Annotated in this window: 25 protein-coding genes; 18 read left to right on the top strand and 7 right to left on the bottom strand. The window is 43.7% G+C overall.

What is annotated here, in order from left to right:
• Positions 1-38 precede the first annotated feature (38 nt).
• From AABK39_RS11290 to cas6, 3 genes are all read left to right on the top strand, one after another.
• Positions 39-1,151 carry an AI-2E family transporter gene (locus tag AABK39_RS11290; RefSeq protein WP_338391455.1) on the top strand — a complete coding sequence of 371 codons (1,113 nt, stop codon included), beginning with the start codon at positions 39-41 and terminating at the stop codon, positions 1,149-1,151.
• A gap of 3 nt (positions 1,152-1,154) precedes the next feature.
• Positions 1,155-2,252, top strand: a complete 1,098-nt coding sequence (gene ychF, locus AABK39_RS11285; protein WP_338391454.1) for a redox-regulated ATPase YchF — start codon at positions 1,155-1,157, stop codon at positions 2,250-2,252.
• 428 nt (positions 2,253-2,680) lie between these two features.
• A complete protein-coding gene (gene cas6, locus AABK39_RS11280) occupies positions 2,681-3,484 on the top strand; it encodes a CRISPR-associated endoribonuclease Cas6 (RefSeq protein ID WP_338391453.1) in 804 nt (267 codons plus the stop codon).
• A gap of 126 nt (positions 3,485-3,610) precedes the next feature.
• On the opposite strand, the gene AABK39_RS11275 is transcribed toward cas6, so the two are convergent.
• The 4 genes from AABK39_RS11275 to AABK39_RS11260 all read right to left on the bottom strand — a co-directional run bounded on the left by AABK39_RS11275 (position 3,611) and on the right by AABK39_RS11260 (position 6,420).
• Positions 3,611-3,802 (bottom strand): cold-shock protein, encoded by a 192-nt coding sequence (locus tag AABK39_RS11275; RefSeq protein ID WP_338391452.1) that lies wholly within the window; start codon positions 3,800-3,802, stop codon positions 3,611-3,613.
• A gap of 102 nt (positions 3,803-3,904) precedes the next feature.
• The gene (locus AABK39_RS11270) at positions 3,905-4,399 is read right to left on the bottom strand and encodes a DUF4494 domain-containing protein (RefSeq protein ID WP_338391451.1); all 495 of its coding nucleotides are present in this window, start codon (positions 4,397-4,399) and stop codon (positions 3,905-3,907) included.
• Between the two features lie 135 nt (positions 4,400-4,534).
• Complete coding sequence (locus AABK39_RS11265; RefSeq protein WP_338391450.1) at positions 4,535-4,936, bottom strand: DUF1573 domain-containing protein; 402 nt, start codon at positions 4,934-4,936, stop codon at positions 4,535-4,537.
• Between the two features lie 26 nt (positions 4,937-4,962).
• Positions 4,963-6,420, bottom strand: coding sequence for an ATP-dependent DNA helicase (locus AABK39_RS11260; protein ID WP_338391449.1), 1,458 nt, complete (start codon positions 6,418-6,420; stop codon positions 4,963-4,965).
• Between the two features lie 278 nt (positions 6,421-6,698).
• Between AABK39_RS11260 and AABK39_RS11255 the strand changes: the two genes are divergently transcribed.
• The 6 genes from AABK39_RS11255 (at position 6,699) to AABK39_RS11230 (ending at position 11,078) form a co-directional block, all read left to right on the top strand.
• Positions 6,699-7,145, top strand: coding sequence for an NUDIX hydrolase (locus AABK39_RS11255; RefSeq protein WP_338394685.1), 447 nt, complete (start codon positions 6,699-6,701; stop codon positions 7,143-7,145).
• A gap of 55 nt (positions 7,146-7,200) precedes the next feature.
• Complete coding sequence (locus AABK39_RS11250) at positions 7,201-7,800, top strand: hypothetical protein (RefSeq protein ID WP_338391448.1); 600 nt, start codon at positions 7,201-7,203, stop codon at positions 7,798-7,800.
• A gap of 2 nt (positions 7,801-7,802) precedes the next feature.
• A complete protein-coding gene (locus tag AABK39_RS11245) occupies positions 7,803-8,696 on the top strand; it encodes a DUF3822 family protein (RefSeq protein WP_338391447.1) in 894 nt (297 codons plus the stop codon).
• A gap of 85 nt (positions 8,697-8,781) precedes the next feature.
• Positions 8,782-9,240, top strand: coding sequence for a pantetheine-phosphate adenylyltransferase (coaD, locus tag AABK39_RS11240; RefSeq protein ID WP_338391446.1), 459 nt, complete (start codon positions 8,782-8,784; stop codon positions 9,238-9,240).
• 278 nt (positions 9,241-9,518) lie between these two features.
• Positions 9,519-10,463, top strand: coding sequence for a transporter (locus AABK39_RS11235; RefSeq protein ID WP_338391445.1), 945 nt, complete (start codon positions 9,519-9,521; stop codon positions 10,461-10,463).
• A 330-nt stretch (positions 10,464-10,793) separates the two neighbouring features.
• Complete coding sequence (locus AABK39_RS11230; protein ID WP_338391444.1) at positions 10,794-11,078, top strand: ArsR/SmtB family transcription factor; 285 nt, start codon at positions 10,794-10,796, stop codon at positions 11,076-11,078.
• 79 nt (positions 11,079-11,157) lie between these two features.
• Here the strand turns inward: AABK39_RS11230 and AABK39_RS11225 are convergent, their stop codons facing one another.
• Positions 11,158-12,456 carry a M64 family metallopeptidase gene (locus AABK39_RS11225; protein ID WP_338391443.1) on the bottom strand — a complete coding sequence of 433 codons (1,299 nt, stop codon included), beginning with the start codon at positions 12,454-12,456 and terminating at the stop codon, positions 11,158-11,160.
• Positions 12,457-12,660: 204 nt separating this feature from the next.
• On the opposite strand from AABK39_RS11225, the gene hslV reads away from it, so the two are divergent.
• Positions 12,661-13,197, top strand: coding sequence for an ATP-dependent protease subunit HslV (gene hslV / locus AABK39_RS11220; RefSeq protein WP_338391442.1), 537 nt, complete (start codon positions 12,661-12,663; stop codon positions 13,195-13,197).
• Between the two features lie 75 nt (positions 13,198-13,272).
• Here hslV and AABK39_RS11215 read toward each other — a convergent pair whose 3' ends face one another.
• Complete coding sequence (locus AABK39_RS11215) at positions 13,273-14,520, bottom strand: peroxiredoxin family protein (RefSeq protein WP_338391441.1); 1,248 nt, start codon at positions 14,518-14,520, stop codon at positions 13,273-13,275.
• Positions 14,521-14,674: 154 nt separating this feature from the next.
• Here AABK39_RS11215 and AABK39_RS11210 point away from each other — a divergent pair, with 154 nt between their 5' ends.
• From AABK39_RS11210 to rfaD, 6 genes are all read left to right on the top strand, one after another.
• Positions 14,675-15,160 (top strand): hypothetical protein, encoded by a 486-nt coding sequence (locus AABK39_RS11210; protein WP_338391440.1) that lies wholly within the window; start codon positions 14,675-14,677, stop codon positions 15,158-15,160.
• A 307-nt stretch (positions 15,161-15,467) separates the two neighbouring features.
• On the top strand, positions 15,468-15,749 hold the full coding sequence (locus AABK39_RS11205; protein ID WP_338391439.1) for a hypothetical protein: 282 nt from the start codon (positions 15,468-15,470) through the stop codon (positions 15,747-15,749).
• A gap of 23 nt (positions 15,750-15,772) precedes the next feature.
• The gene (locus AABK39_RS11200) at positions 15,773-16,465 is read left to right on the top strand and encodes a HupE/UreJ family protein (protein WP_338391438.1); all 693 of its coding nucleotides are present in this window, start codon (positions 15,773-15,775) and stop codon (positions 16,463-16,465) included.
• Between the two features lie 56 nt (positions 16,466-16,521).
• Positions 16,522-17,136, top strand: a complete 615-nt coding sequence (locus AABK39_RS11195) for a hypothetical protein (RefSeq protein WP_338391437.1) — start codon at positions 16,522-16,524, stop codon at positions 17,134-17,136.
• Between the two features lie 291 nt (positions 17,137-17,427).
• Positions 17,428-18,069, top strand: a complete 642-nt coding sequence (locus AABK39_RS11190; protein ID WP_338391436.1) for a hypothetical protein — start codon at positions 17,428-17,430, stop codon at positions 18,067-18,069.
• An 81-nt stretch (positions 18,070-18,150) separates the two neighbouring features.
• Entirely contained in the window at positions 18,151-19,122 is a 972-nt protein-coding gene (gene rfaD / locus AABK39_RS11185) for an ADP-glyceromanno-heptose 6-epimerase (protein WP_338391435.1), read from the top strand.
• Between the two features lie 79 nt (positions 19,123-19,201).
• On the opposite strand, the gene AABK39_RS11180 is transcribed toward rfaD, so the two are convergent.
• Entirely contained in the window at positions 19,202-21,745 is a 2,544-nt protein-coding gene (locus tag AABK39_RS11180; protein ID WP_338391434.1) for an MBG domain-containing protein, read from the bottom strand.
• Between the two features lie 204 nt (positions 21,746-21,949).
• On the opposite strand from AABK39_RS11180, the gene AABK39_RS11175 reads away from it, so the two are divergent.
• Together AABK39_RS11175 and AABK39_RS11170 are read left to right on the top strand one after the other, a co-directional pair.
• Complete coding sequence (locus AABK39_RS11175; protein ID WP_338391433.1) at positions 21,950-22,606, top strand: phosphoadenylyl-sulfate reductase; 657 nt, start codon at positions 21,950-21,952, stop codon at positions 22,604-22,606.
• A gap of 63 nt (positions 22,607-22,669) precedes the next feature.
• Entirely contained in the window at positions 22,670-23,617 is a 948-nt protein-coding gene (locus AABK39_RS11170; protein ID WP_338391432.1) for an NAD-dependent epimerase/dehydratase family protein, read from the top strand.
• The last annotated feature ends 888 nt before the right edge of the window (positions 23,618-24,505 follow it).

Raw genomic sequence — 24,505 nt, 5'->3', positions numbered from 1 at the left:
TGGTTCCACGTTTTTAGGATGTCGGTATGTCTCAGAAAGTGAAGTTTTTGTTATCGGTAGCATCGGGGGTGTTGCTGACGCTATTGTTTGTCTGGTATTTCACGAATATCTTTCTCTATATAGTCTTCGCATTAGTCGTTTCGACTATTCTAAGGCCGGTGGTGAATTACGTCTCGCAGGTTCGGTTTTTTGGAGTGGGAGTGCCTCGTGTAGTGTCTGTTCTGGTTTCCTATGTGGCTATGCTTGTGGTCATCTCGGTATTTGTTTTTCTGTTTATACCATTGATTTCGGAGCAGGTGAAGGTTCTGTCTTCCTTTGACTATGACAACTTTATAGCTGTAGCCTTGGGGCCGATCGAGGAGATAGAAAACTTTCTTATTAGGCATTCGCTGACTTCTAACGAAAAGGGTTTTGTGGTGGAAGGAATCCGTGAGCATTTAAAAGAAGCTTTGCAGGGAGTTAACTTCTCAAATGTCTTAAACGGAATAGTGTCTTTGACTGGGAGCCTCTTTGTGGGTGGAATGGCTGTTTTGTTTATTTCATTTTTTCTCTTGCTAGAAAATGGGTTGATACGGAAGATTTTTATCAGCATGATTCCGAACTTTTATTTTGAGGTCTCCGTATCGGCGTTTTACAAGATTGAGCGCTTGCTTACGAATTACCTTTTGGGCTTGGTTTTTCAGATGATTTCCATTTTCAGTATGGTTTCTTTAGGGCTTAGCGTGGTTGAAGTGAATTATGCGCTTACGGTTGGGGTTTTTTCCGCATTTGCGAATCTGATCCCTTATATGGGGCCGGTTCTGGGGGCTTTGTTCGGTATTGTAGTAGGGGCGTCTACTAGTACTGATTTAATGACTCTGAATGAGTATCTTTTTTTAATGGTAAAGATTTTGTCGGTCTTTGGGGCTGTGCAATTGATCGATAACTTTTTTCTTCAGCCTGTTATCTTCTCAAAAAGTGTTAAGGCTCATCCTTTGGAGATTTTTATTATTATCTTTGCGGGCGCAAACTTGGCGGGCATCCCTGGAATGATCGGGGCGATACCTTGTTATACGGTGTTGAGAGTTACCTGGAAGGAATTGCGTGTAGGATATAGGCAGTATTATATCTTTAAGGATAAAGGAGATTTCAAAGATCTGAAAATACAATAGAACATGGGATTGCAATGTGGCATTGTGGGCTTGCCTAATGTTGGCAAGTCAACGCTCTTTAATGCGTTGTCGAGCGGTAAAGCCGAGGCAGCGAATTTTCCTTTTTGTACCATCGAGCCTAATGTGGGCGTGATCACCGTTCCTGATGATCGATTGAAGATATTGGAAAAGTTGGTGGACCCGGAAAAGGTGTTGCCGACAGTGATCGAGTTTGTGGATATCGCAGGCTTGGTAAAGGGTGCGAGTAAGGGTGAAGGGCTTGGGAATAAGTTCTTGGCGAATATCCGTGAAGTGGACGCTATTGTTCACGTTATTCGTTGCTTTAACGATGAGAACATCGTTCACGTAGAGGGTCGTGTTGACCCTGTTACGGATAAAGGTGTGATCGATACCGAATTGCAGTTCAAGGATCTTGAATCTGTTGAGAAAAAGATTCTGCGCTATTCTAAGATCGCTAAGTCGGGTGATGCTAAAGCCAAAAAGACTATCGAGGTTTTGGATAAATTCAAAGCTTGTCTGGAAGAGGGAAAGAATGCCCGTACTTTGGATTTGGCTCCGGAAGAAATGGAAGAGATAGCCGATCTGCACCTCTTGACTATCAAGCCGGTAATTTACGCCGCCAATGTCGACGAAGATTGTGTGGTAGATGGAAACGAATACGTTGAACAACTTAAAGAAGCCGTTAAGGACGAAGACGCTCAGGTTGTAGTTGTTTGCGCATCGTTGGAGTCTCAGATTGCGGAGATTGAGGAAGAGGAAGAACGTGAGATGTTCCTAGGGGAATATGGTCTTGAGGATTCGGGCTTGAATCGACTTATCCGCGCTTCGTACGAATTGCTTGATTTAATTACATACTTTACGGCTGGCAAGACAGAGGTTAGGGCTTGGACTATTCGCCGTGGATGGAAGGCTCCTCAGGCTGCCGGCGTAATCCATACGGATTTTGAAAGAGGCTTTATTAAGGCTGAAGTCATCAAAATTCCGGATTATGAGCAGTATAAAACAGAAGTTGGATGTAAAGAGGCGGGAAAAATTTCTATTGAAGGAAAAGAATATGTCGTAGAAGACGGAGATGTGATGCATTTTCGCTTTAACGTCTAATATTAGCAAGTATTATAGCGAAAAATCTTGGCTTGTTCTGATTAAATGTTATATTTAGGTGGAGTGAGCTAAGTTTTTTTCGCATTCTGTTTTCTGAATGCGGGGACGAATTCCCATTTTATGACAGCGTAAGCGGTTAGGGATTTGTCTTTTTTTCAAAGATATTCTACTTTTGTCGGCCGAAAACAAGCGATAGGTTTCTACGTTTGTTGACAAAACCATTCTGAGAGGTCAGGATGGTTGAAAAGTGCGTTTACAGGAAAAATCTAGACATGGTGAAAGTAGTGAAGAAGGACATGTGACGACTAGAGAGTTGTGAATGTGCGGATTAAGGAACGGCTTTTGCGAAGTGTCAAGTGTAGTCTTTCGGGACTGCGATATATTGTGTTAGCGTTTTCGTATTTTTTTTAACTTAAAAATTTAAGAGGTTGAGAATTCGTATAGTATTTATCCTGAAAAACAAAGGGGCTAACGTCCCTTTTCATCACCAGTTTTTGCTAGCCCAGCTAGTGAAAGGAGTGATTCTGAAAGGAGACAACGAGGAGCTTAAGAAGTTCCCGTTTTACAATTTTTCAGGGCTGAAAGGACAGACTAAGATCAGTAGGAATGGTCTGCATTTCTTCTCGAGTAGAGTGACTTTGGTTTTCTCTAGCCCGAGCAAGGAGTTCAACGACTACTTCCTGCGTGAGCTGTTCAAGATGCAGCAAGTTGAACTGGGTAACCTTATTTTGGTTCCTGAGAGCGCTGAATTGGAAACGGCTCCGGAGATCAAAGAGGTTATGAAGTTTATCTGTATCTCTCCGTTGGTTTTGATCCAGCCTGGCTTTAACGATAGCCAAGGCAAGAGGTTCATTACGCCAGAGACGGACGAGTTTTCGGATTTGCTTTATGAGTCGACTATGAGAAGGCTGGCGTCATATGGGCAGTTTTCGGAGGAGCAGATGGCTTCGTTCAGTCAGTTTCAGCTTGTCCCTGACCTGAATTATTTGAACAAGATTAAAGAGAGTCAGAAGAAATTCGCTCGAATTTATCCTGTTTATGACCAAGACGTGAAATATGAGGTGAGGGGGTATACATTCCCGTTTACTTTGTTTGCCACAAAAGAGGTTCAAGAATTCGTGTTCACTTGTGGGATGGGAGCTTACACTCACAAAGGTTTCGGTATGTTGGATATCGCCAACTCCGATCCGAGTGTGCGTACCGTCAAATACGAGTTCGAGAGGGAGTCTTAATCTATTCGAATTACGAAAAGCGCCCATCTGTAAGGTGGGCGCTTTTTTTGTTCGGAATTTCCGGGTATGAAAAAAGCCAATCAAAATGATTGGCTTTTTTTAGTATAAATTTAAAGAAGGCTAAAATTAAGCAATCTTCACGTTTACGGCGTTAAGACCTTTTCTTCCTTCTTCCAAGTCAAATTCAACGTAGTCACCTTCACGGATTTCGTCGATCAAACCTGTAACGTGTACGAAGTGATCTTTGTTGGTTCCCTCTTCAGTAATGAATCCATAACCTTTAGACTCATTGAAGAATTTTACTGTTCCTTTAGTCATTACTCTATGTTATTATAATCTGATGCAAAGATACGCAAATTGCTGTGTTAAACAAGTACGTGCCTTCTTTTAGTTTCTAATTTGAAAAAACCTTATGGTCTTTTAGCTTTCGGCGTTTTCCGTTCCCTGTGGCGATAACGGCTTTAGGTTCGGAGTTACACGCTGGTCAGATGATTTGAATCTGAAAATTTCCAGAATCGGAGTCTCTACCACTTCCGGGATACGGAACGGTACCAGCATCGTGCTGAGACTTTCGGTGATGCGGTCGTATGCCTGTTTGGCGTCGTTTGCGGCAACAAGCATGAAATTCGTCACTTTTTTCTCTTTACCGGATTCTTCGTCGGCCAGAACATAAGTGATTTTGCATCGGTACCAAAGATCAGCGTCGTCGTAACCGAAAACGTCTAGAATCTTGGTCTTGTTCAGGTTTGAAATAAGAAATTCGCCACTGATTAGACTGCCGACTTCTTCGTGGATGCGGGCTTCGGCCTCTGTAAACGAAATAGCGTCGACGAGATACGACTCGGCGATGCTCTTCAGCACACCCTTGTCATCTTCTTTTTTGTATTTGATTTTGCAAAGAAACCAGCTGTTCATTACCGATTGTTTACGTTTTTGATGTTGGCGGGCCTTTGTGAGCCCCTTTGTTTGTTAGGGAAGACCCAAACGGATTCTGAAGTTAGAAAAAAAACTTGAGGTCGTAAAACGCCCGGCTTCAAAAAATGGAGCTATTTACTCTTTGTTTTTTGCTGGGACGATATTGGCCGTGAAGCGTATGATATATGATCCGTTGTCGGCGTTGGAAACTATTCGGACGACTTTGTTTTGTCGCCCCGATTTTCCGGCGGAGTCGAATGTTATTTTCATTGATGCGTTTTTGCCGGGAAGGATTGGGGATTGGGGCCAGTCCAACGCCGTGCAGCCACATGTGGTTAGTACATGGTGAAGTAGCAAGGGGCTTTCGCCGGTGTTTTTGATGGATACGGTTTTGGTTACGGCTTTGCCTTGTGGTATGTCGCCGAAGGTGAAAACGGAATCGGCTACATAAACGTGAGGTTTTCCGGTCGTTTGGGCCTTTGCGCTTGAAAATGCAAGCAATCCGATAAGTATTGGGAGTAGGTTCAAAAGTTTCATGGTTCGTCTGTTTGTCTTTGCTTGTTTCAAAATTCAAAACCTTCCGGACTTAACCCGAAAAACTCGGGCCGGAAATTAACCAAAAAGAGTTCGTCAGTAGCTCTGGTGACGGCGGTGTAAAGCCAGCGGAGGTATTCTGTCCCGAGCATATCGTCGGTAAGGTAGCCTTGGTCCACAAAAACAGCGTTCCATTGTCCGCCTTGTGATTTGTGGCACGTTAGCGCATATGCGAACTTTATTTGCAGTGCGTTAAGGTGCGGGTCTTTGTCCAGCGCTTCCCGTAGAGCCTTTTTGCTGGTTAAGTCCGCATATTCAGCTTTGACAGAATCGAAAAGCTTCCGGTATTCGGCGTATCCTAATGAAGGGGCGTCCGAGTAAAGCGTGTCGAGCATAACCATGGTTTCGAATGCGGGTTGTTCCGGGAAATCGGGAAGGCGTAAGCTTAGGCAAGCGAAGCGGTGGCCGTAGCGCTCTTCGAAATCCACGATTTTCACAACTTCCGCAAAATCGCCATTGGCTAGGAATCCGGCGGGCGAATCCGAAGGCAGGCAAGAGTAATTGTTTCTGACTACCATCAAAAGGTCTCCGGCTTCGATTTCTTCGTCATAAAAGTGTACGACACGTCTGATGTATTGGTTGAATTGGACCGCGGACCTGTTTGACCGGCATACGATCACGGTGTTTTCGGTTCCGTATTTGTCGTATGCGTAGCGGAGTCCGTCTTCAAGCTTGTCGGATGTCATCCGGAATGTGTCGGAATATTTTTTTGTTTCGAACAGTATGTCGTTTTCACTTTTTGCTAATGAAGCTCTGAGCCTTGTGGCGTTGTATAGTATTCCGGATTCTTGCCCTTGCCTAACGACTTCGGTCAATGTGGCTTCAAGGACGTTTAGCGCAAAATTCGCTTCCAGATATGCTTTGTCCATCCCTGGGCTAAGGGCTTGTCCAACAGGTGGTAGCTGGGCGTCGTCTCCAATCAGCATAAGCCGGTTTGTGGAGTCGGTATAGACGAACTCTATTAGGTCCGAAAGCAGACTTTGCCCGCCAAATCCGCTATCGTCGGAGAGCATTGAAGCTTCGTCCACGATAAATACCGTTTTGGTTGCGTAGTTTTTTTGGGGTCGGAAAGCCATCTCGCCTGTATGGCCGTCAGCGACTTGCCTGTATATGAGTTTGTGTATGGTGAACGCTCTTCTTTTTGCGTATTTGGACATGACTTTGGCCGCTCTTCCTGTGGGAGCCATCAGGACGTAGCGATAACCTGAAAGAGGCAGTGCTTTTACAAGGGCGCCGATTACGGAAGTCTTTCCGGTACCAGCGTAGCCACGGAGCAAAAGAGCTTTTGTGTCGGAAAAAGAGGGCTGGAGTAAGTCTCCGAACAATTGGAAAAGCCGTAACTGTCCCTCTGTCGGATTGTGGGGGAAAAGGCGGGTTAGGCTTCCGGAAATGTCAGGGAAACCGTTGTTTTTATATTCTGTAGTCAATTTCTTCGTTTTAAAGCCGAGGCACTGGTTTAGTGTTAACTGAAAAGTACGGCACTTTGAGGATTTTGAAAACAAAAGTAAGGGCAAAATAAGAAATCCGCCTTACAATGGAGGAAAAGCAGCGGGCATTCCATATATTAGGGGTTGAAACGAATTCTTTAAGAGTTAAAATAATTCAATTGTGAATAGGCGTATGCGCCTGTGAACTAAAAATTTCGAAGTTGTCTCGGGGTAAGGAACATATTATCAACGAATTCGGCCATAGGTTAAGGTTAAGGGTGAGTGGGGTATGCGTTCGCAACGATGAAATTTTGCTTGTAAAGCATGATTATCTCGGAGAAAAAAATTATTTTTGGAGTCCTCCGGGAGGTGGAATGCAGTATGGTGAATCTGCGGTAGAGTGCCTGAGAAGGGAGTTTATTGAAGAAACAGGCTTGGAGATCGAAGTTGGGACACAGTGTTTTACGCACGAATTCCTGTCTCCGCCCTTACATGCGATTGAGCTCTTTTTTGAGGTACGGATTACGGGAGGGGCCCTACGGAAGGGGCTGGATCCCGAATTAGCGGAGGACAAACAGATAATCCAAAGAGTGGAGTTTGTGCCGTTCGAACAGTTAAAGGAGTTTCCGGAGGGGACTGTTCATCAAATCTTCGAGAAGTGTAATACAACGGAAGACCTGCTGTCGCTGAGAGGTTTTTTCCTCAATGGCGAACCGGTGGTCTGACACGGGATAAAGACTATTTGTAAATTTCAAATACTATTCAAAAAAGCAAGGAATAATGGGCAAGATCAAGATTTTTACGGGCGCGCTTTTCCTAGTGGCTCTCGGTCTTTTCTGGTATCTGGGCAATAACGTGATCTATTCCGAGATCAGGTTGATGAGACAGATCAAGAAAGTGGAGAAAAACGTTGTGAATCGTTTGAAGCAGATTCGTGACGCTGAGGTGGCTTTCCAGGCGGTTAACAAGCGTTATACCAACAACTGGGACACGCTGATCACTTTCGTGAAGCACGGAGAAATTTATATTACCCAAAAAACTGAAACCATCATTCCCAAGGAATATGGAGAAGAAGAAGTTATCGTTAAGATTGATACTTTGGGGTCTGTAGCGGTACTCGATTCGCTTTTCAAGCCTTCGAAATACCCGCGTTTTTCTCCTGATTCGCTTCCGTTCGTTCCTGGGTATAAAAACCGTAAGTTCGAGCTTTACGCAAGCAAGATCCAGAAAGGTAACTCTTGGGTTGACGTATTTGAGGCTAAGGACAACGAGAAAGGAAATATCAACCCTGAGCGTAAGGAAAACAGCAAATTCTACCACAAGAAGCCTTTGCGTGTAGGTTCGAAAGAAGAAATCTCTACTTCGGGTAACTGGGAATAATCTTGATCGAGATCACTGGGCATATAGAATACAAAGTAATCAAGCGGGTAAAAGACAACGAGCGATTCGAAGTCAACGACCTTCACCATTACGATCTCGCCGTTCAGGTGGGGATGCGTGATATGCAGGTGATGGCGACGGACTCTCGGACAGGGCGTTGCCTTTTGCTCGAGGATTACGTTCTTAACGATCACGAAAACCTTGATCAGTTTCTAGAGCTGTTGCACAAGGTCTACGACGAGCATTACGTTCTGTCGGCTGGATTTTGGAATAGCGTTACTGTTTCTGGGAAAAGCGGGATGTACTCTTTTGTTCCGAAAGAACATTTTATGGCCGAGCTGGCCCCGCATTACCTACAGTTATCATGTGAAGTTGATGACAGTGTACATGTTCTTTATAATGAGCATAAGGACTTGGGATTTGTGAATGTTTTCGGAATACCGTGGGCCTTGGTCGATTTCTTTGAGAGGAGTTACCCCTCGAAGGAGATCGTGTACACTCACCAGTCATCATCCTTGGTTGAGGGGATCGCTAAAAGTTTGGGGAAGATTGATGACAAGCGGATGAGCATGTTCGCCGATCGTTTTTATATGCATTTGATTGCGTTTGACGGTGATCGTCTTTTATTTTATAACAGGTTCCCAATACAGCGCTTTGAGGATTACGTGAAATACGTAAACATCAACAGCAAACACTTGGGAATAGACACCGTGTTGGGCGAGATGACGCTTTGGGGCTTTATTAGCCACAAGACACCTCATTATCGGCAATTACAACGGTTTATTCCGAACCTTACTTTAGGGGACAGGCCAGAGGGCTTAAGCTTCTGCTATGAGTTTGATGAATTGGAGGATAACCAGTATTTTGATGTTTTCCAATTACGGAATTCCAGCTAATGGGACGGAGGTGAATTAACAATATTCAGAGGCGAAATAGCCTCTTTTTTTATTTCTACAAATTGGTAACGATTCGGACAGAGCCATGAAGAGAGTAGCGATATTTCCCGGATCATTCGATCCGTTTACAAAAGGGCATGAGGATGTTGTCCGAAGAGGAACGCGTATTTTTGACAAAATAATTATTGCGGTAGGCCATAATACCGGAAAGAGCGGAAGGTATTTTGACCTTGACTTAATGGTGGGTAAGATCAGGGAGACTTTTGATGATATTCCGGATAAAGTGGAGGTGGTGGTGTACCAAGAGTTGACAGCTTCCTTGGCAAAAAAATACGGTGCGAATTTCATAATCCGGGGCCTTAGAAACACTACGGATTTTGAGTACGAGAATAGTATCTCGCAGGTGAACAGGCATTTGAATGAGGAGTTGGAAACTGTTTTTTTGATTACTTCACAACAGTATGCGCCAGTAAGTTCTTCGATAATCCGTGAAGTGCATCGCTATAACGGTGACGTGTCGGATTTTCTGCCTTATGAGTTATAAGTTGCTGAATATTAGGGGTAAATGGCCTTTCGGATGTGTTTCGAAAGGCTTTTTTTGTGCTTATATTTTTTTAAGAATAAGGGTGGGAATCCATTTCGTGTTAATCATGAGTTTTTAAATTACTTTTTCGTGAATTGAAATTATCTATGGATAAAAAGTAACCTTATAAGGTTCCTCCCGTAATACTTTTCCGAAACGATTTGCTTTCCCGGAAAGGGTCGCGGGAAGTAAGGCGCTAATTATTTCCGATCCTTTTCAATCAAAAACAAGATACTAATATGAGCTTTTTGACAAGAGCGGGGTTCGCTTTAGTGGCGGTGTTTCTGTCTGTTGGTGCAACAGGCGCTTTGGCACAAGGATGTAGTGATGCGGGGGTTTGTACAGCTCCGGGGTTGTCTTCGGGGCATACCGAGAACGAGTTCAGGAATTTTGTTAGTTTCGAGCCTACGTTTGGGGTGGGGGAAGAAGGGACTTCCGTTTTTTCGCCTTCAGTGGTCGTTGGTCTGGCCTTGGGTAAATCGACCCAAGTACAGTTGAAAGTTCCGTATTTTGTGACTTCGGGTGATTTGGGCGGTGCCTCAGGTATCGGTGATATCACGGTGTCGGCGGTGCGCCATCTGTGGAACTCTGGCAAAATGAGTATGGATGCCACGCTTGGTTTACGTTTGCCGACCGGTAAAACCGATTTGACTGACGAAATCGGAGGGAATGACTTTGTGTTGCCTATGGTTTACCAGACGGGCTTGGGCACGCTTGACCTTTTAGCGGGTGTGTCGATGAGGTATGAGAAGTGGCTCTTTGCCGTTGGGTACCAGCAACCGCTTAGCCAAGACAACAAAAATACATTTTTGGCTTCGGGTAGCGAAACATTGTCTCTTCCGGACGATAAGGCTAAGCAGGCAAAGGAGTATTTTAGCTCGAAAGATTTGGAAAGGGCTCCGGATGTCGTGCTGAGGGCCGAGAGAGCATTCGACATTAAATCGAGTTCGTTGTCTGTAGGGCTTCTGTCCGTTTTCCATATGGGAAAAGACAAAGTGGCAGGACAAGATGTGGATGACTCGCAAGGCGTTACGCTTAACCTAAGCGCAAGCTGGGAGTACCCTGTGAGTGATCGAGTGACTGTCGGGGTAAATGCGGGTACGCCACTGGCTGTTAGAAAAGAGAGACCGGCGGGATTGACCAGGGGTTTTGTGATTTCACCAGCGGTTCGGATCAAATTTTAAGTCTAAGTTAAATTTTGAAGATAAGAAGCTCTATTTAGATAGAGCTTTTTATTTTACAAGCTTTCTGATTTCATATTTTATATGAGTATTTATGGGAATGATCCTGTTTTAAAATAAAATTTGCATTTATCAAGGTATTTTGTGAATTTTATGATTTTATTGATGGTAATAACTATATTTGTAATCTGTTTTACTAGAAATTTAAATGAAATGGGGAATTCTCAGTTAGTGATTCCCGAAAAAAAATTTTTCGGCATATCAAATTTTGCCCTTGCCGGTTTTATTTTTTTCTGGTGAAATGGATATGTTGTCACATAAAGTCGGTTAGAGATGTTCACAGAAGAGCAGCAAGAAAATCTTGAAAGGGCTTCGAAAATTCTGAAAACGATTGCCAATCCAATGAGACTTGGGATCGTTTGGCTTTTGAAAGATGGTAGGGAAATGAGTGTGTCGCAGATTCATGAGATACTGAAGAAGGACCAAGGCCTTACTTCGCATTACCTTACGAAACTTAAAGACCAAGGGGTGCTTGGCAGTAGAAGGGAAGGGAAAAATTGTCTGTATTTTATTAAAAATACGGATATCCTGAATGTTTTTAAATGTATGAAAATATAGAACCTTTGACTATGCCCCGGTCAAAAACAAGGCCCGTGCGATAATCGTACGGGCCTTGTTTTTTAGCGCTTAGGTCTTGTCACTTTACGGGGCGGTCGGCGTAGAAGTCTATCATTTTTATTAAGCTCCGGGTGCAGACGGGGCAGAAGTCGTTGGTGTTGTTTGACCTCATCTTACAGTCCTTTACCGGGCGGTAAATTTTGGTTTTGACGTAGCCAGCACCTTCAAAAGCTCCGACTTTGTCGGCGTATTTTTTGGTGTCGGGAGTTGGGATTGGGGTTCTTTTCTTAGTCAGGTCTTTCCATTTGCTGGCAAAGTCAGCCAAAGTCGTGATGTTGGGCTCGTAGGGCTCCACACTCAAATCATACAGGTGCTCGGGGTCGGAGTATCCGTAGGCGTATTCATCGGCGAGGGAACCGAAAGCATGGCCAAATTCGTGCGTGAAAACGCGTAATGACTGCTGATGGTCGCTTGAGCAGAGGTTGTAATAATTGTAAACGCCACCCCCGCCATATTTTTCGGTGTTAACCAATATGTAGATTTGGTCGTAAGGCGCTAATCCCGCCACATCACGCACTCGTTTGATATCTTGGGTTGTTAAGTAACGCTCGCTTTCGAAAGTGTAAAAGCTGGTGTTCAAGGCTGTGTTTTTCCAGATTCCCTTGCCGGGAATGTCTGTTCCGCTTTCCTCGGAAGGAATCATGACTAGGTGAAAGTTGAAATCTTTCGAATGATTTTTAAAGGGTTCCGTTTCGAAAAAATCGTCGATAAATCGCCTTGTGTCGCTTTCGAATTTCCCTAATTCACTCTTTGTGTATCCTTCCGGAATGACGACTACGTCAATCTTTTCGGTAGGGCTCCCGTTATCGACTACGCTTTTGATCGGGAATTGTAAAGCCTGTTCCTTGTTGATGTAAATGCTTTTCGGGTCGATGCTTTCCCGCATGATTTCCTTAAACGTCTGGTCCCTTTGACGCTTTTCTATCGAAACGATAACAGCGTTTTTCGGAAAAGGCATCACTACCGTTTCATAAAAATTACGGTTTCTCATTGTGGCTTCCGGAGTGTCGAGCCATTCGCGGAACAGGGTGCTATAGCCTCTGGAAAAAATTAGCTTTTGAGTGGCCGAATCATAAACCATCAGTCGGTATTGTCCGTAATTAAACGGATCGATCAGGTTTTTTCTTGGTCCAGCCCATTCGGCTTCTTTGCGAAGTTGTTCGAAATTAACGATCTGCGATTCACTGTTTCCTGCTTGGGTGTAATCTAGCCTCAGCGTGTAATTTTCGAAATATTTCTCGTATTGTCCTTGAGCGCAGGCGTTTTGCCCGATCCAACAGTTTGAAATGATTAAAAGTAAGGCGTATATATATTTCATCGGTTTGATTTTTGACGAACATATCCAAAACTTGGCTTATTGAAAAGCCGTAAGAAGGATTTAAGCGGGTAAAAACGATTTTATTCAAGATTGTTTTATCTTCGGCCGGAACCATCTCTGTTTAGTTTGAATTAAGAAATATAGGGGGCTCTTTTTATTCAAAATGAATGATTTGTTTTGGAGTCGCCACAAATAGAAATAAATATGAAAGTAAGGTCAACGACGGTTTGCGCCGTGATTCATAACGGAAAAGTAGCGATAGGAGCTGATGGACAGGCGACTATGGGAAATACCGTAGCGAAGAATAATGTAAAGAAAATCCGAAGCTTGAGAAACGGCACTATCGTGACCGGGTTTGCGGGCTCTACCGCCGACGCTTTTACGCTTTTGGAGCGTTTTGAGGAAAAACTCAACACTTACGGAGGCAATATGAAACGAGGAGCCATCGAATTGGCGAAAGATTGGCGTACAGACCGCTACCTGCGTAAGTTGGAGGCAATGATGATTGTCGCTGATAAAGAGGAGGTTTTGATTATTTCCGGGACAGGAGATGTATTGGAACCGGAAAACGGTGTAGCCACTATCGGTTCGGGAAGTAATTATGCATTGGCTTCCGCTTTGTCATTGAAAAAACATGCGGAACATCTTACCGCAGAGGAAATGGTTCGTGAGTCATTGACTGTAGCGGCGGATATCTGTATTTATACAAATCACAACTTCGTGATTCAAACTGTGGAATAAGGTTCTTGGCCTTTAAAGAATAAAAAACGCCCGCCGAGATTGTCTCGGCGGGCGTTTTTGGTTTAAAGTCTAGTCTTAGCTAGGTTGCTCATTCAAGAGTTCATCCATTTTTTCGGTGAATTCCTTTTTGAAATCTTCATAAGCTTTTCCGGTGGCTGGTCCGCTAAATCCAGTGTGAATGTTCCTTATTTCGCCTTTGCGGTCAAGAATTATAGTAGTTGGGAACGACATGATTTTATTGAGCATTGGGAATGTTTTCTCAACATTTTTTGTCCCTGATTTTCCCGCTACTACCAAGTCGTATTGGATGTCATAACGCTTTTGTAGTTTTTTGAGCATCTTGGAAGCGTAATCGAAATCCGCTCTGCGCTCATATCCTAGGCCGATAATCTCAAGGCCTCTATCTTTGTTCTTCTTGTAATAATCGCTCAGAAAAGCGGTTTCGTCAAGACAGTTTGGGCACCACGAGCCGAGGATTTGGAGGACAGTAACCTTGTTTTTGTATTTCTCGCCAGGGAAGCTAAGTGTTTCGCCGTTGATATTTGGCAATTCAAGCGAAACCTTCTGTGATTTGTCAGTGACATAAGTCAAGGAGTTAGCGTCTGGAAGCTTAACGGACTCGTCGTGGATTGCGCTCCAAGTGTTTTTGCCCTTCAGCCCTGAAATGTAACTGCCCTCGATTCTTCCCTGTTCCGTCATCTTTCCTTCGAAACGATAAACGTGCTCGCCGTCGAAAGTACTCAGGTACATGGTTTTCCCGATTACGTCACCTTCCAAAAAGCGGTAGTCGCCGGTGGTGGTCAGGAATGTGCCTTGTACTTTTGACCCTTCTTGCTTAAAGATGCCTACCGCAAATCTGTCATCGCTATAATGTCCGAATTTGACTTTCCAACGACCGTTGAAATTGGCGCTAGAGCCTGAGCGGGCTTCAAAACGGAATTTTTTGCCATGCTCAGCCGTGAAAGGGATGATATAGCCTTCGGCGTAGTTTTTTACGAGTCGGCCTTCTATTTTTCCATCTTTAAAGGCTCCCTCAAGTTTGGCGTCGAAAACGGGCATTTCGATAATCAGCGAGTCGGCGGTAACTTTTACGCTTTCGATAGTCTCGTTATTGTCTCCGTTGAGCAAATGTACGGCATATTTTCCGTCGTGATTGTGCAACTCGAAGTTGAAAGGGATTTTCTTCCCTTGTGCGGAGAATTCACCTCGCCAACTGCCTAAAGTTTTGGTGTCTTCTTTTTTTTCTTGGCCACAAGAGGTCAACAAAACACTTCCAAGAGCGAAGAGGGATAATAATCTGGTGAAGCCGGTTTTCAGAAGCATGTTTCGTGATATGTATGTTGTCTGTAATAGTTCCGATAAAATTAAAACGCAATTTAGCAAGAATACGCATATGGCCGAAACGGGTTGGGGTTTCAGGCTCCTTTTTGCAGATCAAAATATTGAAGAGAATTTATCGCATAGACTTTTACGTAATTTGAACTTCCGATTTAGCGGTGTTAAGTATGTTTGTGGAGTTTTGATTTCGGTAAAAGTGGCTATATTCGTAATTGTGAAGGCCAGACTTACGTCAATCGGATTGCTATTATCATTTATGATGATATTTCTGCATGGGATGATTCCGCATCATCACCATGCGGGGGAGATGAGGTATATCTCTTCGCATCAAGTTTGGGATGACCATTCAGATCACCATACGGTGTATGAGGATGCTGGTCATCACCATCACCAAGAGCATCAGCATATCGCTGATTCTGATTTTATTTTTCTAAAGCCCCGGCCGAATGTGAACCTTCATAAAAAGGTTCCCTTACCCATAGCTTGTGGTTTTTTCGGCGAGATTTCGCTGGAAAAAACCGTATTCTTTTTGGGGCAAAATGGTCTTACGGATCACCCTCCGGAGATTGGATCTTTGCTTTTTCGGTCGGTGAAGACCCTTCGTGGCCCTCCTGAATTGTACTGAATTTTTGAGAAAAACCAATTGCGGAGTTTTGAATGGCTCCGCAATAGTCAATTGTTTTGCCTTTGTCAGAGCCCCTAAAGTCGCACTGGATTGTGTCTGAAATGACGATTGTTGTCGGCGGTAGGTCGTGCCTTTGCGGGAAATGCTTATCTCAAGATTATGAGCTAATCGTCTGTGATATTAGGGCGCTAGTATTCATGCTTTTGTGTGGTTGCGCTCCGTTTGCGGTCAATCTTATTGGTACGCTAGTTCTTTCCGTTTTAGCTTTCTGTCAAAGGCGTTTTCTGATTAATATAAATAATTTAAGATGAAGAAGATTTTAAGCATATTAATTTTTGGAGGTGTTTTATTTAGCGCCTGTGGTTCAGGATCAAAGGAAAGTAAGAGTGGTGAGGCTACGAAAACGGAAACAAAAACCGATTTGCAAGGCCATGATCATTCAGCTGGCGGACATTCGCACGAACATGTGGCGCCTGTTGAGAAAAAGGAAATGAAGAAGCATGCGCATAAGCAAGACAGTTCCAAAGTTGTCAATAGCAAGGAGGCTGCCGAGCACGGACACTCTCACGGGCATTCACACGAGCATTGATGCTGATTTAAATAGATCTTAAAATGAAAATTAAAAATATACTTGCGTTTGTGTTGGTTGTGCTGGTTTCCGTTTTTTCGGGAGTGGCATATGCGCACGGCGTAGATGGCGAGACCCAAAAGTTTTTGACCAATAACGAAGGAGCAGCATTTATCCCGTTCCTTTATATTGGAGCGAAACACATGATAACGGGCTATGATCACTTACTGTTTTTGGTGGGTGTAATCTTCTTTTTGTACAAACCAAAAGAAGTGCTGATTTACGTAAGTTTCTTTACTATCGGGCACAGCGCCACACTTCTGTTGGGCGTGATGGCCGATATTCACGTCAATGCGTTTTTGATCGACGCTATTATTGCCTTATCGATTGTGTATAAGGGATTTGATAATTTGGGGGGCTTCGAGAAATTCTTCGGAAAGCAGCCGAATACGAAAGTCGCCGTGTTGATCTTCGGGCTGTTCCACGGTTTTGGATTGGCTACCAAACTTCAGGAGTTTCAGTTCAGCAAGGAAGGGTTGTTTACGAACTTGATCGGGTTTAACATCGGAGTTGAGATTGGGCAGTTTCTGGCTTTGTTGTTTGTCATAATCGTCATTAACGTTTGGCGCCGGTACCCAAGCTATCACAAGTTCTCAACCGTAACGAATACGGCCTTGATGGTAGCCGGTTTTTTGCTTATCGGTTTCCAGCTTACGGGTTATTTTGTAAGCGTTTGAATGATGCCCGGTTGAGGAAACCGGGTTTGTGTTTTTATGGAATAATAAATTTGATAATGGATCAACAGACAATAGATAAACCGACGATCATCAAACTTACATTGCTGTCGTTGGTAATAGGAGGGGGTTTATTGGTTGTGGCTATCATGCCTGCAGAATATGGAATAGATCCGGTTGGAGCTGGAAAATTGTTGGGTTTTGACAAGCTTTATTCCCCTGAAACTACAGAGGCTGTGAGGAAGCCTACTCAGAAATCTCATCCAGCCGTAAAATTAGGGCATGTAGGGTCAGGGCCTGATGTGCCAGTGCCTGCGGGAGTAAGCGATCCGGCGCCAGAGCGACAATATCAAGAGCGTCAGGATGAGGTGAGTGTGACAATTCCTGCTGGAAAAGGTATCGAATATAAGGTTCAGATGCTTAAGTACGGTAAAATGAAATACTCTTGGATTACCGATGGACCTGAGTTGTTTCTCGATTTTCATGGCGAGGTCAAGAAAAAACCGGGTGAAAAGAGCGGATTTTACGAGAGCTACACTGTGGCGTATTCAAAAAACATGGCCGGTACGCTTACCGCTCCATTTGAAGGGCCACATGGTTGGTATTTCAAAAACAGTGGTTCGGAAGACGTAGTGGTGACGATTAGGATGAAAGGGCAGTATCGTTTGAAATAACGGCTGTAATAGAACATACATCCCCGGATCGGCTCCTCTCTGAGTCGGTCCGGATTTTTTTATGAAAATCGGTTTGAATTTAGAACGATTTTTTTCGGAAAGGTCTTTTTTTGAGGAGAATCTGTCTTGGTCCGGGAAGAGAAGGTCCAGATGTTCCAAAAAGGCAATAACTTACGTCGTTTGGCGTTCATTAAGTCAAGTAAAAGAAGTATAAATGGATAGGCCAAATACGTTTTTTTCGCACGAAAGCCGTATTTTCGGGTCGGATTTAATGTGTTATCAAGCAAGATTATGATTAAGCTCTTCAGGATTGGCGTTTTAGCGTTTTTGATGTTTCAAATTTCCCATTTGGAATTGCGGGCTCAAGCCACCACACAGCCGGCTGTCGCTTCCCCAACGGAAACGGCGACGGATTTGGCTTCGCGTTTTTATCAGATGAAGAAGAAGTCGAGCAATTGGAAAGACTATAAAGTAATCAAAGAGGGACAGCTCGACGCTTTTTGGAATGAGATTTCGGATACGCTTCGTGTTGAAAAGGAGCAGATTTCTGAACTGAAAGCCTCTATCGTGAAAAAGGACGCCCAAATTGTGAGCCTGAACGATACGATTAAGAGTAAGGAAGTTCTAGTAAACGAAAGCCGTCATTTGACGACTCACATTAGCGTAATAGGAATTGATTTCTCAAAAGGGACTTATATTTATCTCACTTGGGGGATTATTCTTGTGCTTGCCGGGCTAATGGCTGCGGCGTTGATGAACACCAAGGTGAAAAATAACGCAGCGAATGTCGCTCGCAAAGACCTTGACGAATTGGCAAAAGAGTACGACGACTACAAGAAGAAAGTTTTCGAAAGAGAAGTGAAGCTTAAACGAGAGCTGACTACCGAAATGAATAAGGTGGAAGAGCTGAAAATTAAGCTGAAAAAGAAATAAGTGGTAAATGCGGGAGATAAAAGCTCCCGTTTTTTTTAATTTTTGGTTTACTGACCAAGCTAACCGAAAAACATCACAGATATGATCGTAGTGACCGGAGCGGCGGGCTTTATCGCAAGCTGTTTGATTGCCGAGCTTAATAGGCAAGGATATAAAGCCATTGTGGCGGTGGACGATTTCAGAAATCCGGAGAAAAGAACGGAGAACCTGGAAGGTAAAAGTTTGGAATGCAAAGTCGATTTGGAAGACTTCTTTGAGTGGTTTGACGAGAATCAGAAAGAGGTGGAATTTGTGTTCCACAACGGGGCTTGTTCCGCTACGACAGTGTTTGACAAAGCCGTTTTTGATAAATTGAATTACAATTATTCCATTGATATGTGGAATCGTTGTGTCAAGTATCAGATTCCTTTGGTTTACGCATCTTCTGCGGCTACTTACGGAATGGGGGAGAATGGTTATGATGATGACGAGTCTCTTATTCCGAATCTTAAGCCTCTTAACCTCTACGGAGAATCGAAAAACAATTTTGATATTTGGGCGCTTGAGCAAGAAAAAGCTCCGTTCTTTTGGGCTGGTCTGAAGTATTTCAATGTTTACGGACCTAACGAATACCATAAAGGACGAATGGCCTCTGTTGTTTATCACGCTTTCAATCAAATTTCGGAAACTGGCGGAATGAAGCTTTTCCGTTCGCATCACCCGGATTTCAAAGATGGAGAGCAAACCCGTGATTTCGTTTATGTAAAGGATGTTGTGGATATTAGCCTGTGGCTGATGAAAAACCGAAAGCATTCGGGTATTTACAATGTCGGGACCGGAAATGCCAGAACATTCCTTGATTTGGTGAAAGCGACCTTTAAGGCGATGGATAAGCCTGAGAATATTTCGTTTATCGACACTCCGATTGATATCCGTGACAAGTATCAGTACTTCACGGAAGCGAAAATGGATAAACTGAGAGTTGCTGGTTACGATGCCGAGTTTACGTCTCTTGAAGACGGAGTTGGTGACTATGTTCGTAACTATCTTTTGAAAGGGAAGAAAGTTGACTAAGAGACTTTGGTGACAATATAAACTAGAAGTCGGAATTCTAGTTCGAGAAAAGAGACGTCATTGGTTTAGATGACGTCTCTTATCGTTTAAATATTTTTCGCCTTATTATCTCGTCTTTCGAATGAATCTCTATTATAAACACCCCTTGAGGGAAGTGGCTAAGATCTAGTTTCTCACCAGATGAAAGAGATGAGAACTTGCAGACGGATTTGCCTGAAACCGAGAGGATCTGTCCTGAAAATTGGGTGTTGGATTGTGTGTCTTTTGTGATTCGGATCCAGTTCGTGGCGGGATTTGGTGAGATTTTGATTTTGTCGTCTAAGTTTTGAGCATCCAAGACTTGATGGGCCTTAAGTACCTCGACTTTTATGCCTTGGGCTTGTTCAATTACCCGTATTTCCAGAGAATCAATATTTTGAGAGAGCTGAAGAAGCGGTGAAAGCCTGTTTTTTTTGCCTGTTGGCTTGTCTACTTGTAAGGTGTAATTACCGTATTTGATTCTATTGAATTCGAATTTTCCCGTCTCATCAGTTCTTAAAACATCATAGATTCTTTCGGTTTCCGGGTATAAGAGAAGAAGCACAATGTTAGGGATTGGAGTGAAGTTTCCATTGTCTTCACTGACATATTGACCTGATACCGTGACGTGTCCAGGGTTGACTTCAGGTCTAAGTTCGGGAATGAAAAAGGATAAATCCTTTGCCTCGGAAACGGTAATACTTTCGGCATCTTGCCAAATTACGGATGTGCCTAAGTATGTGTTGATAAATCGACTGGTGTCGGGAGCATTGTATCTCAGAATGTACTTGCCTCCAGGAGCCTTTACGCTATATCCGCTGGTGGTCAGGTTGGTGGTCGCAAACGGGACATAGGAGTCGAGCGTGTCTCTGAAAAGAGTTACACTTCCGTAATCTATGATAGTTCCGTCGAAGTCTACAATCTTTCCTTTGATTTGGCTATACGGGCTAAGCGCTGCGAATATTTGCGTTACTGAGTCCGCTTTCAGATAATTGTCGTTGCCGTCCTGTTTTGCGGTCACTGTAACGGCTCCCGGCATGCTCAGTGTAAGTGTGTTTCCGTTTACCTGAGCGGGGCTTTCAGGTGAGACCGAATAAGTGAGTGTGAGCCCGGACGAACTAGAACCTGACAGTTCCAAAGGAGGAGCGTCGATTGGTCTGTCTTCTATACGTCCAAAGGTTATAGTTTGCGGAGCCTTTTTGATAATGAATTTGGACGAGTCAACTTTCTCGTAATTCGGATCATTGACTGTGATGATTACATCAATTGTGTCTGCGTTAATCGGTTTGGATGTTTCATCGTCATAGCTTACCGAGAAGCTTAGGCCTTGAGGAATCGTGCTAATTGTCGGGCTTTGTGGTAATCCGTTATATGTGGTTATCGTATCAGAGCGAATGATTTGAGCCTCCGCTTTTTCAATAACAAGGGTAGTGCTGTCGTTTCCAGTATAGTCACGGTCATTTATTGTAGCGGTGACTTTGTAGTTTCCGGTTTGTGTCGGTTGCTGATCTGTATTGTCAAAAGTAAGGTTGACGTTCAGATTAGGCGGATCTGTGACATAATCAGGCTCTAATTCTAGGCCTGTGTACGTTTTGGTAGTGTCTGTGAAAGTGATTGTTGCGGTAGCTTTGTCAATTGTTAAAGAGGCTTGACTACTGCCTGCGTAGTTGTTTTCATTGATGGAGGCTATGACCGAATATAAGCCTGCCGAAGCGGGAATTGACGTGTTTCCGTTGTAAGTGACGCTTACGGCTAGGTTTGGTGGCACAGTCGTGACCGTAACCGGCTTAGCGTTTCCGTCGTAGACTGCTTGTGTTCCGGCAATGACGACAATGCCGGAAGCGGGATTGATTTTCAGGTTGACGGTTTTCGAAGCGCTATAATAAGGATTTTCTACCGCAATTACCGTAGAGTACGTTCCGGCGTCTCTTGGCGGTATTTCACTGCCGTCGTAAGTTATTCTTAAACCCAAATCGGCGGGTTCGGTACTTACGGTGGGGCGTTTGCTGGCACCGTCGTAAGTTTGTATAGTGTCCGAAACGAAAAGTGTGGCGGGAGCTTTTTTGATGCGCAATGTGCCTGATTGGGAGCCCGTGTAGTTGGTGTTTGTTACCGTGACTGTTACAGGGTAGGTGCCGGGAGTGGTGGGAGGGCTATTTAGGCCGTCATAAACCGCTCTGATGGATAATCCGGGAGGAGTTGTCTCGGCCAAAACGGTTTTGAAATTTCCGTCGTAGGTTTGAACCGTGTCCGAAAGGGAAATGGTGGCTTGGGCGGGTTGAATGTCTAAAGTAGAGGTCGCTGACCCCGTAAATCCCGCGTGAGCGATGGTGACAACCACCGAATATTGACCGACATTAATTGGCGGTTGTGTGGAGGAATTGTACGTAACCGTATAATTTAAACCGGCGGGATTTGTAGTAACCGCAACGTGTTTGGGGTCTCCGTCGTATGTAGTTTGTGTATTGGTGATTTCGATTGTGGCTTCTATGTCGGAAAATCCGTTAGCATAAGTGGCGCCGATAGCCAATATCGTAATCAGTATTGTTGCGATACCAATTCGCAGAGTGCGAATGTTGTTCGTAATATGCAATAATTTGTACATATAATCACGGGTTTGTCAAGCCTTAGGAGGGTAACCCTGATTATGCGGGCATTGTTATATTGTGGGCGAGCATAAACGTTTACCGTACCTTGGTATTTTGTGCGGAAGGGGTTTGTTTAATACATGGTTTGAGCTTAATATTGCTCAAGAATTCCCTTTATGGGGCCTCGGGAGCGGGGTATTTAACAACAAAAGTCGAGTAAGTTGGATTTCGAAGCATTTAAAAAACAGGTCGAACGTTACAATGCGGAAGGACGTCAGATGTTTACCACATCGTCGTTTCAGTCGCACAGTATCGTCTTGTTGCATATGATCAGCAGGGTAGACCGTTCGATTCCCGTATACTTTATTAATACGGGCTATCATTTTCCGGAAACCATCGCTTACAGGGACCAAATATCTGAAATGTTAGGGCTTAATCTGGTGGATTTGAAAACCCCGGTGCCCAAGACTATGCAGATGGACGGTAATGGCCGGTTCCTGTTCGCCAGCGATCCCGACTATTGTTGTTTCCTGAACAAAACCCAACCGATGGAAGCCGTTATGAAGCGCTATGACGTGTGGATTAACGGAGTGAGGGCGGACCAAAGCGCCGTGCGTAAGGCCATGAAAATTGAGCAACCTGCGCCGCACGATGTAACTAGGTTTCACCCGATGTTGGATTGGAACGCCAAAATGATTTATTTCTATAGGAAGGAATTTGGACTGCCATCCCATCCATTGGAGGATAAAGGTTACATGAGTGTCGGTTGTGCGCCGTGTACGCGTAAAATGGATCCTGAAATGCAAGAGCGTGAAGCCCGTTGGTACGGGATGAACAAGACCGAGTGTGGCTTGCATACCGACCTTGTGAAGAAGTGATTTTTTTAAACAATTGGAAATAGAACGGAAAGGCTTAGCCTTTCCGTTAAAAATATAAACGGAATGAAAGTATTGGTGACTGGCGGAGCGGGTTATGTGGGTACAGACCTAGTGAGAACATTGGCCATGCGTCCTGAGGTTACGGAGGTTCGAATTTATGACAACCTGAGCCGTAAGAACCATAATCTATTTTTGGGAGCCACTCTGGAAGGGGGCGAAAAAGTTCGCTTCGTTTGCGGAGACATTCTGGATTCTAGAAAATTAGCAAAAGCTTTACAGGGAATCGATGTGGTTTACCATTTGGCCGCTTGCGTTTCCACTCCGTTTTCTCATTTGGACTCTCATGTTTATGAGCAAGTGAACCATTGGGGAACCGCCGATTTGGTAAGCGCTGTTGAAGAAAGTGACGTGAAAAGGTTTGTATACTTAAGTAGCGCCTCGGTTTACGGAAAATCAGCCACAGCCGAATTTACGGAGGAGTCGGTTCCGTTCCCTAAAACCGTTTACGGAATTTCGAAGCTGAAAGGGGAGGAGCATGTTCGCCGTCTGTTCAGTAAGATGGATACCTATATATTAAGGTGTGCGAACGTGTACGGTTATAGCAAAAGTATGCGTTTTGATGCGGTGATTAACCGCTTTATGTTCGAATCGCATTTCAATGGCCGGATTTCCATCGACGGTAACGGCAAGCAGTTCAGGGCGTTTGTTCATGTGGATACAGTGACGCAAGCTTTGGGCGGTTTGTTGTCGGAAACAGTGCCGTCGGGAATGTACAATTTGGCGGACAAAAACCTTCGGATTATCGACGTCGTAGACGCTTTGAAAGAGGTGTATCCGGAGTTGGAGTTTATGTTTGTAAACCAGCACTTGGAGCTCGAAAGCCTTAAGGTTAGCCCAGAGTCAAGTTTGCGTGAATATTTGAATTTTTCTAAGAGTGTGGACTTTGTGGATGAGCTGAAGTCTTTCAAAGAAAGCTTCTCGTTCTGTTACAATAACGTGCCGGTGAATTGATTTTATCTAATGTGAAATAAAATAACTGAAAGTCGCTTCGGCGACTTTTTTGTTTTAAAAATGGTTTTTGACGCTATAAAAAGCACATGGCTCTCAATCTTCCGGATTTGCATAAAGAAATATTGCTATGTGAAATTACGAGAAAATTTCGTCTGGAAATCACTTTTTTTATTCGTAAATGCCGCCTCAATCACCTCTTGTTTTTCTTCTTTAATAAGCCCGGTGTTTTTCCTGTGTCAATCAGTGTCTTATAAAGACACAAAACAAACATCAAATATGAGATATGAATTGATTTTTATTTGATAAGAATATTACTGTATCTTTCGTATTTGGTTGATACTTAGTTATTTTCATGAAACATGGATGTTTTGCTGTGATAAAATTAACAGTGCGACATAGTGTATTGTAACTATTATTTGATAAATTCAAGCTTAGATATACTGTTCCCGATATGTTTTTGGGAGGTCTCAATCTGAGAGAAAGCTGTTTTTGAACCAAGCTTTTTGATTACCCGGAAGCGAAGGTGGTCGTGACCGGAACCAAGTCTGATTTTAAGTAAACCTGAGTTATATGAGACGGTACTGTACTCTGTTAATCTTAATCGTCGTCGTGTGCGTTTTTTCAATAAACGTTAAGGCAACCACGCCCCCGTGTGATGTGAAATATGAGTATCGGGTTATCGCCGATAAAAAGCGAGACGGAAAGTTCGAGTTGTTTTTCACATTTAAGGATAGGTCCGCAAAAAAAGCCAAATTTTTTCTTGTGGATTTGATGAATGTGACAAACACGAAAGAAATGAATTTTTCGGTTGAGCAGAATGTTGAGAAATCATTATTCTCAGGACTTAAACAAGGGCATTATATGCTTCATGTGAGAATGGGGGACGGG

The organism is Fulvitalea axinellae (assembly GCF_036492835.1).
Lineage (GTDB): Bacteria > Bacteroidota > Bacteroidia > Cytophagales > Cyclobacteriaceae > Fulvitalea > Fulvitalea axinellae.
The sequence above is the reverse complement of the archived record's forward strand: the minus strand, read 5'-3'. Positions and strand labels throughout refer to the sequence as shown.

Excerpts from the sequence above, each read along its gene's own strand:
- ychF (WP_338391454.1), top strand. The coding sequence starts at position 1,155 with ATGGGATTGCAATGTGGCATTGTGGGCTTGCCTAATGTTGGCAAGTCA.
- AABK39_RS11275 (WP_338391452.1), bottom strand. The coding sequence starts at position 3,802 with ATGACTAAAGGAACAGTAAAATTCTTCAATGAGTCTAAAGGTTATGGA.
- AABK39_RS11270 (WP_338391451.1), bottom strand. The coding sequence starts at position 4,399 with ATGAACAGCTGGTTTCTTTGCAAAATCAAATACAAAAAAGAAGATGAC.
- AABK39_RS11265 (WP_338391450.1), bottom strand. The coding sequence starts at position 4,936 with ATGAAACTTTTGAACCTACTCCCAATACTTATCGGATTGCTTGCATTT.
- AABK39_RS11250 (WP_338391448.1), top strand. The coding sequence starts at position 7,201 with ATGGGCAAGATCAAGATTTTTACGGGCGCGCTTTTCCTAGTGGCTCTC.
- coaD (WP_338391446.1), top strand. The coding sequence starts at position 8,782 with ATGAAGAGAGTAGCGATATTTCCCGGATCATTCGATCCGTTTACAAAA.
- AABK39_RS11235 (WP_338391445.1), top strand. The coding sequence starts at position 9,519 with ATGAGCTTTTTGACAAGAGCGGGGTTCGCTTTAGTGGCGGTGTTTCTG.
- AABK39_RS11230 (WP_338391444.1), top strand. The coding sequence starts at position 10,794 with ATGTTCACAGAAGAGCAGCAAGAAAATCTTGAAAGGGCTTCGAAAATT.
- AABK39_RS11225 (WP_338391443.1), bottom strand. The coding sequence starts at position 12,456 with ATGAAATATATATACGCCTTACTTTTAATCATTTCAAACTGTTGGATC.
- hslV (WP_338391442.1), top strand. The coding sequence starts at position 12,661 with ATGAAAGTAAGGTCAACGACGGTTTGCGCCGTGATTCATAACGGAAAA.
- AABK39_RS11215 (WP_338391441.1), bottom strand. The coding sequence starts at position 14,520 with ATGCTTCTGAAAACCGGCTTCACCAGATTATTATCCCTCTTCGCTCTT.
- AABK39_RS11205 (WP_338391439.1), top strand. The coding sequence starts at position 15,468 with ATGAAGAAGATTTTAAGCATATTAATTTTTGGAGGTGTTTTATTTAGC.
- AABK39_RS11200 (WP_338391438.1), top strand. The coding sequence starts at position 15,773 with ATGAAAATTAAAAATATACTTGCGTTTGTGTTGGTTGTGCTGGTTTCC.
- AABK39_RS11195 (WP_338391437.1), top strand. The coding sequence starts at position 16,522 with ATGGATCAACAGACAATAGATAAACCGACGATCATCAAACTTACATTG.
- AABK39_RS11190 (WP_338391436.1), top strand. The coding sequence starts at position 17,428 with ATGATTAAGCTCTTCAGGATTGGCGTTTTAGCGTTTTTGATGTTTCAA.
- rfaD (WP_338391435.1), top strand. The coding sequence starts at position 18,151 with ATGATCGTAGTGACCGGAGCGGCGGGCTTTATCGCAAGCTGTTTGATT.
- AABK39_RS11180 (WP_338391434.1), bottom strand. The coding sequence starts at position 21,745 with ATGTACAAATTATTGCATATTACGAACAACATTCGCACTCTGCGAATT.
- AABK39_RS11170 (WP_338391432.1), top strand. The coding sequence starts at position 22,670 with ATGAAAGTATTGGTGACTGGCGGAGCGGGTTATGTGGGTACAGACCTA.